At 53.0% G+C, this 6,735-nt stretch carries 7 protein-coding genes; 3 read left to right on the top strand and 4 right to left on the bottom strand.

The features are described from left to right. The coding region (locus HYT79_11120; GenBank protein ID MBI2071138.1) for an alpha/beta fold hydrolase at window positions 1-686 on the bottom strand (686 nt) is incomplete at its 3' end. After that, window positions 649-945 carry a hypothetical protein gene (locus HYT79_11115; protein MBI2071137.1) on the bottom strand — a complete coding sequence of 99 codons (297 nt, stop codon included), beginning with the start codon at window positions 943-945 and terminating at the stop codon, window positions 649-651. The genes HYT79_11120 and HYT79_11115, both read right to left, overlap by 38 nt. 59 nt (window positions 946-1,004) lie before the next feature. On the opposite strand from HYT79_11115, the gene HYT79_11110 reads away from it, so the two are divergent. Beyond that, window positions 1,005-1,901 carry a phosphatase PAP2 family protein gene (locus HYT79_11110; protein ID MBI2071136.1) on the top strand — a complete coding sequence of 299 codons (897 nt, stop codon included), beginning with the start codon at window positions 1,005-1,007 and terminating at the stop codon, window positions 1,899-1,901. A 94-nt stretch (window positions 1,902-1,995) separates the two neighbouring features. Further along, on the top strand, window positions 1,996-2,502 hold the full coding sequence (locus tag HYT79_11105; GenBank protein MBI2071135.1) for a hypothetical protein: 507 nt from the start codon (window positions 1,996-1,998) through the stop codon (window positions 2,500-2,502). Here HYT79_11105 and HYT79_11100 read toward each other — a convergent pair. Beyond that, window positions 2,499-3,986: a hypothetical protein gene (locus HYT79_11100; protein MBI2071134.1), complete on the bottom strand. Its 1,488-nt coding sequence runs from the start codon at window positions 3,984-3,986 to the stop codon at window positions 2,499-2,501. The genes HYT79_11105 and HYT79_11100 overlap by 4 nt on opposite strands. 17 nt (window positions 3,987-4,003) lie before the next feature. Next, window positions 4,004-5,434 (bottom strand): hypothetical protein, encoded by a 1,431-nt coding sequence (locus HYT79_11095; GenBank protein MBI2071133.1) that lies wholly within the window; start codon window positions 5,432-5,434, stop codon window positions 4,004-4,006. 246 nt (window positions 5,435-5,680) lie between these two features. Between HYT79_11095 and HYT79_11090 the strand changes: the two genes are divergently transcribed. Continuing rightward, window positions 5,681-6,703 carry a hypothetical protein gene (locus tag HYT79_11090; protein MBI2071132.1) on the top strand — a complete coding sequence of 341 codons (1,023 nt, stop codon included), beginning with the start codon at window positions 5,681-5,683 and terminating at the stop codon, window positions 6,701-6,703. Window positions 6,704-6,735 lie beyond the last annotated feature (32 nt).

The raw sequence follows: 6,735 nt of genomic DNA, 5'->3' as shown, positions 1-6,735 counted from the left end.
GGCACGTTGCCATAGGCGTCGACCAATTGATCCACGTCATAATTGCGTGCGTCGCTCCATAAATTCAACAGGCCCTCGCGGACATGAAAATCAATAGGCGCGGCCATCAAAATCAAATTCTTGACCCAGCCGGGATGCGTGGCCGCAAACATCGTCGACAGAGTCCCGCCCATGCAATAGCCCAGCATCGACACCTTGTCGGTTCCGGCGCGCTTCATCGCGCGCTCGGCGCAGCGAGGGATCAAGCCGGAAACGTAATCATCCAAATCCAAATAGCGATCGGCTAAATCCGGCGCGCCCCAATCAATCAGGTAAACATCCACGCCGCCTTTGACCAACGCCTCGATCACGCTTCGGCCCGGCCTTAAATCAAGGATATACGGCCGGTTGACCAGCGCGTAAACGACAAGCAGCGGCGGGCGCAAAACTTTTTTGGATTGGGCTCGATAATGAAGAAGGCGCAATTTGCCTTCTTCATAAACGACATCATGAGGAGTCAAGCCGACCTCGACTCGGTCTTTATTGAGAAAAAAAGAATCAAGGTCCGGGCTCTTAAAAGACGTCGCCCGCCGCCATTCTTGAAAAAGCCCGGAGTAAAAACGAACGACGCTGTCGGCGAACCCCGGACCGGCGCCGGCCGGCGAAGCCTCAGCCCCGGAGGACTTTCGCTTTTTTGTGGTTGCCACGTTCGAGGGCGTTGACGCGCTCTTCGAGTTCATGCACCTTCTTGGCCAACGAAGCGTAATCTTTCGGGGTCGGCCACTGCATCTGGTGCAAGCTATTTTCAACCAAGGAATCCAGGGCTTTTTTCATCTCCACCGAGCCCTCCAAAGCCTGGCCCATGCCCTGGGTGAACAGAGGGTGGCGCATGGTGCCCTCGATCATTTTAGCCGTGGTATCAACCCACATTTTATAGAAGGTTTTATAGAAATCCGTCTCAGGCATGATGAAATTCTATTAAATTTCCGTCGACAGAGGCGCGGCCGTGATAAAATAAATACCTCATGCTGAAAAATTGGAAAACCGCAGAAGCGCTGACAGCGCTGACCTTGACCGTCTTAGCCTCGCTTCTGGCCGGCCGCATGGCCTGGCAATACGGTTGGACGGCTATTTTTGAAAGCAGAGGCTTATTAAGCCTCGCTCTTTTGACGCTGGCCTATCTCATGGCGGTTCAATTTTTTGCCCGGCATGAGCAAGCCTCGGAATTCTGGCGTTATTGGACCTATCTGGGAGTCATTCTGTTGGGTTACATATCCATCGGGCTCGTTTTACGCGAATTTCCCCAGCCCAGCTATGAAAAAGAACTGCGTCTGTTCGACCAGATGCTGGGCGCCGATGTTTACCGCTGGGCGGGCCAAGGGTTGCCCCGCTGGTTGTCCGAGCTTTTCGGATTAGGCTATTTGTTCTATTTTCCTTATTGCCTGGGGCGCGCCTTCATGATCACCACAAACGGCAACGAAGAGCAGCATGAACGTTTTTTTCTCGGTTTGACCATCGCCTACAGCATTGGCTTTCTCGGCTATGTGCTTTTCCCGGCGCTGGGCCCCCGCTATGCCATGGGCGATAGTTTTATGACGGATGGGTCTTGGCTCGCGACTGCGGCCGTTGCCTTGGTCGACCGCCTAGGATCGCCCTGGGCCGTGATGCCCAGCATGCACGTGGGAGCCACGGCGTATATCCTATTTTTCGATTGGTTCAACCATAAGCGCTGGTTTTGGGCCGGCTTAGTGCCGGCTCTTCTGCTCTGGGTGGCCACCATGGGCCTAGGTTTTCATTATCTCGTTGACGTGGTGACAGGCTTGATCGTGGCATGGCTTTCTTTAACATTAACCCCCTTGCTGCCGGTGTGGCTGCCTTCGGCGCATCAAATGGAACATCCGGTCCCTCTCGATAAACGCTAATCGCAAGGGTAATTTCTGGTTAGGCCTTTCGTCCTAATTGAAAAAAGGACCTTTGTCCTATTTAAATCCTAAATTTTCCGTTTAAAATTCTCTTGTGATCCGGTTTCTGGCCGTGCTTCTCCTTGGCCCTTTGTTAAGCGAAAACGCCCGTGCGCAGGAATTTACCGTCACCGTTGATTACAGCAGGCCGTTGCTGCAATTCATCTTAGACGGGCAATACGAAACCATAAGCCGCGATTTCGTCTCCCAAAATTTTCCGGAGCATGCGGCTAAATACTCCGTTCATCCCAAACACTGGAACAGCCAAGTCATCACCACTATTGAGATTATCCCCTTGAACCACACCTACACCAGCGATGCGTTGATCCGACTTCATGAATGGGGATATCGCCCGGCGAATTTTTACGAGCTGTTGGCCCTGGGTGAGGAATTGGGTCAAGATCAACGATACCGACTAATCGCGGCTTTAGGCTCAGGGGACCCCCGGCACATCACTTACCTTGAATACAACTCCCTTGGTTGGCATACCAATGAGGGCTATTCCAAGCAAAACCAGGTTTTTTGGAACGGCGAATGGTGGTTCGCCGCAGTACGCCATTAAAAATCTCGAAACTCATCGATCGTTCGCTCGAACAGCTCAAAATCAATACGGCATAGTTTCGGCCGGAAACCCTCTGGAACGCAGGCTGACTCACGCGATGTACGGACTTGAGTCCTGATTTCATCAAGCTCTTGAACACGCAACAACATTTGATTTTCCGAATGCACGGTTTCATTCAGCTGTAATAGCCTGATCAAAACACCAAGGTAACTCTGCTGCAACTGTTCTTCTTGGTTATGAAAGTCAAGCAAATGAAGCAACCCGCGCCGGGTAAGCTCATCCACCGCCGGGACGTAATATTCGCTGCTTAAAGGACAGCTTGCGGGCAAGGAAGCGGGGCGCGTCAAGTTGAAAAATTCCCGGTTACCGGAAAAAAGAGCGTTCATCTCATCGCGCATGGCAACGGGAATAATAAAATCAGCAAGGGTTTGCGTAGCCAATAAGGAACCGCAAGCCGCTGGTACACCTGCCGTGAACAAAATCGCAAGAGCCTTCCTTTCGTCGGCAGGTAAAGCATTCAAATAATAGTCTGGGATGCCCCCCTGAAGCCCGCCTCCATCTCTTAAAACCCTCGTCAGTAGGACCAAAATCTCTTCCCGCCGGTGCTGGCGCCCCAATTCAATGGCGTCCAATCTCTCCTGGGCCAAGTCGCATAACCGGCCGGCTGCGCGCGAGTTCATCAAAATATCAAACCGATTACGCGGCACCCTGGCCGCCATGAACGTGCGCCGGCATCGATCCCGGCACTCTCTAAATCGTTCGCCTAAAAACCGGACGAAATCGCCGTCGCCTGCGCCGCACATGGTCTGAATCAGGGCGATGCGGTCATCCAAGACATTGTCCTCGCAGGCATGTCCCTCAAGAGGCATCGCCCGCCAGCGCTGCCGGTGTTCCTCGGATTCAAAATTATCCGCCCGAATGTGATGAAGCGCCTCGTGCAGCAAAATAGAAGCCGCAGAGCGCCCGTTGGTTCGCGCCAAAGACACAAAATGCTCCAAACTGTTCGGGATATAAATAACAAAACGATGTTCTTCCGGAACCATACGGCCGCCGCCCGGAGGCACCATGTAAGCCAGGCACCCGCCGTTGTCGGTAAACGCCGCGTCATCCTCAGTATCCGAACATTCAATTTTCGCCCGCCTTAACACATGAACCAAATCCTCGGTATACGGCAATTGAGGAAAACGTCCGGCGCACGATTGGATCATGGAAAAGGCTTCCGTCATGATACGCTCAAGAGCAGATTCCAATTCTTCCCGGCGGCCGGCGGCGACGCAGCTTGGACTTAAATACGCGCCGTAAGGGGAAAGAAGGCCCACTTCAGATGAATCCGCTGAAACCAGCCAGCGCTCCGGTGAAGAATCGCAGGCTCTGGTCCAATCCAAAAGGCTTTGCCCCGGCTCCGGATGGCGGCAGCTTTCAAAAGTAGTCTCTTGAGCATGAAGAGGGTTGATCAACCATAGCGCCAAAAATACTGGCAACAATCTCTTGTCCTTTGAATCTAATCTCCCCTGCTTTCATTATGGCGGCAGGAAATGATGTTACGATCGCGGCAGCCTGCGGCCTCAGCGGCCAAAAATTCAGCCAATCCTGAATCCTCCTCGCAACTCATCGCCCATTTGCCGCTATTAACGGATACCTCATAGGAATTGCGGCCTCTGCGGGAACGCGCCCTGATATCAGCGCCCATCCATCCCAGCGTAAACCGGCCGCCGTTCTCCTCCAGCAGTTGGTCATCAATAGCAGTGCACTCGCCAAAAACAGGATTGCCTGAAACGTGGAGACGATGGCCGCGCTCCAACATTTCCAGCAGTGAATAGCCGGCAATAACAGCTTGGCCGGCGACGCGCAGCCTGGTCGTACCGGAATTGGTGGCAAGCCAGGAATGACCGGCAATCCGGGCGTCCTCATACACCAGCGTTCGTCCTAAAACATGGGCATTCTCCGTCACCTGGGCCCGTTCAAAAATTTGGGCTCGGTCGTCAATTTCAGCGCATCCGGAAACGCTGGCCGTATCCCTGAGGGCTTCGCGGGATTGACCATGAACCCGGGTCGCCCCCGACACCACGGCGTCATCCCTAATGATGGCGCTTCCGTAAATCCAGGCTCGGTCTAAAATCTGAGCCCGGTCCCTGATTTCCACATCCCCGGCCAATAAAATCTGCTCACCGTCAATACGAACACGATTTTTAATTTTAACGCGGTCAGAAATATGAACATGGCCGGAAATGGAAATATTTTCATTGGCTACGGCCTCATCGCCGATTCGAGCATCGCCAGAAATATTGATTCCCTCGCCTGAATCTTCGGCTTCTATAGAAATACGATCGCTGGCATCAGCGGCAATAACCGCTTGGCCAAACAAGGAAACATCTCCGGCAATAATAATACTGTAGTCGAGTTCACCAGCGCGGGAAATGATTTGAACGCCGTCGCTAATGCGCACATTGCCGGCAATATGCACATTGCCTTCAATGAGAACATGGTCCCCGGATATCCGGGCATGGCCCTCGATATTCGCCGCACCGCGAATCCGGGCTGCGCCAAAAACTCTGGTATTTTGGTCAAGATAAGCATCGAGCGCCACTGAAGCCGTATCAGCCACCCATCCATCACCATTAGGATGTCGGTGCGCAGGAATCGGCCCCTGGCCATCCCCAAAATCAAAAGTCGTAATCTCAGCAGATCGGGATACGCCGACCGTGGTTCCACCTTCGGCAAGAGGCGAATTTTCCAGAGCCACAGACGGAGAGGACCGGGCCCGGCCCTGCCGGGCAGCCATCGAGCGCCTGATCGCGTCCTTGATCAAAAGCCGGCTTGCTTCTGACTCAGCAGCAGAACCGGCAGCCGGGATTTTGCCCTCTTGGGCCTCAGTAAAAACTGAAAAAATAAAAAAATAGGCAACAACACCGGCTCTAAAGTAGTGCGGCATGGACAACCCCCTTCTGCTCTATAAACATGATCCGCCTTCCCCGCAATAGTACCAGGACTAAGATAGCGGCGCCACGACGTCCTTTGATGATCACAGTGTCGAATGATTCAAACAACGCGGCGTGCATTTTAAATTCGCCTTTAAAAAACTATCGCAAGATTCCAATGGCGTCCACAGCCCCATGGCAAAAAAGCATCATTGGTGTTATCAATTAATAACAAGTCAATGATTTCAATAACCGTAGGAGTGGTAATCTTTCTGAAAACATGGGTTACCCTCGGCCATGCGATCAGCCCGGAGACGGCTTCCGCAGCGCGGGATCGCCTTCAAGAATGCCTCGGTGCGGCACGGGTATCCAACGCTGTCATGGATCGTTTTGCAAAACCTGATGCATCAGACCCAAGCCGGTTAAGACCGAATGTTTCAGAAGAAGCGTTGACCGCCTTCGAGGATTTCAGTGTAACCGAAATCGAAGGGCTTGATTGTCGCATCCTGGATCATATGTTGTGGTCCGGTTCCCCTTGTCGCGCGGCGCGCGGACCAGGATATTCCTATGTCGGCCCCAGGTCTTTACAGAATCTGGCTGATCAAATGGGCCGCGAAAGCAGTTTCTTCGGCCGGATGCTTTCCACCTTTGAACATCAACCGTCCTTGCGGTATGCCGGCCTGGGCCTTGACCCCGATGGAATCACATTTGGTATCTATGATGCTTCAACCCATGCCATTGAGATCAACGATGTGTTCATTTGCCTTCCCGAAGGTCTGGAACTGCCGACCTTGGCCCACGAATATATCCATGCCTACACCCGGGAGGTTCTCGGGGTCGCTGAAAGCAGTTCGGAAGGAGAAATTCTAGCTGAAATGCTGGCCTATCATTTCCTCATTGACAGCGACCAAGATGAACGTTTTTCTTCCGCGGAGGAAGGTGAAAGCCGGCTCCTTGACTTTGTCAAAAACAGCGCCTCTTCCAAAATCAACGCTGCCCAGCGCCAGCAATGGAGCCGTTTCAACGAATGGTGGATAAGCGGATACACTGACATTCGTTCGGAAAGCGGGGATACGGTTTATGACATGGGAGGCGAGCTTATTTTTGCGGAGTTAGGACCAAGACCGGAGGATTCCTGCGCCCAGGCCAACTGGTATCTTAGACATGCCCTTGAAAGAGCGGCTGACAGCGCCGCAGGATTGAGGGAACACGGCCCCATATGGTCCTTCACCCGCTCGATCCGCGCGCGCCAACGATGTTTAAGCCGCCCATCTTCACCGTAACGACAAAAAAACATCCTACCGTCGGTTCAAAA

This window comes from Elusimicrobiota bacterium (assembly GCA_016180815.1).
Lineage (GTDB): Bacteria > Elusimicrobiota > Elusimicrobia > JACQPE01 > JACQPE01 > JACPAN01.
The sequence above is the reverse complement of the archived record's forward strand: the minus strand, read 5'-3'. Positions and strand labels throughout refer to the sequence as shown.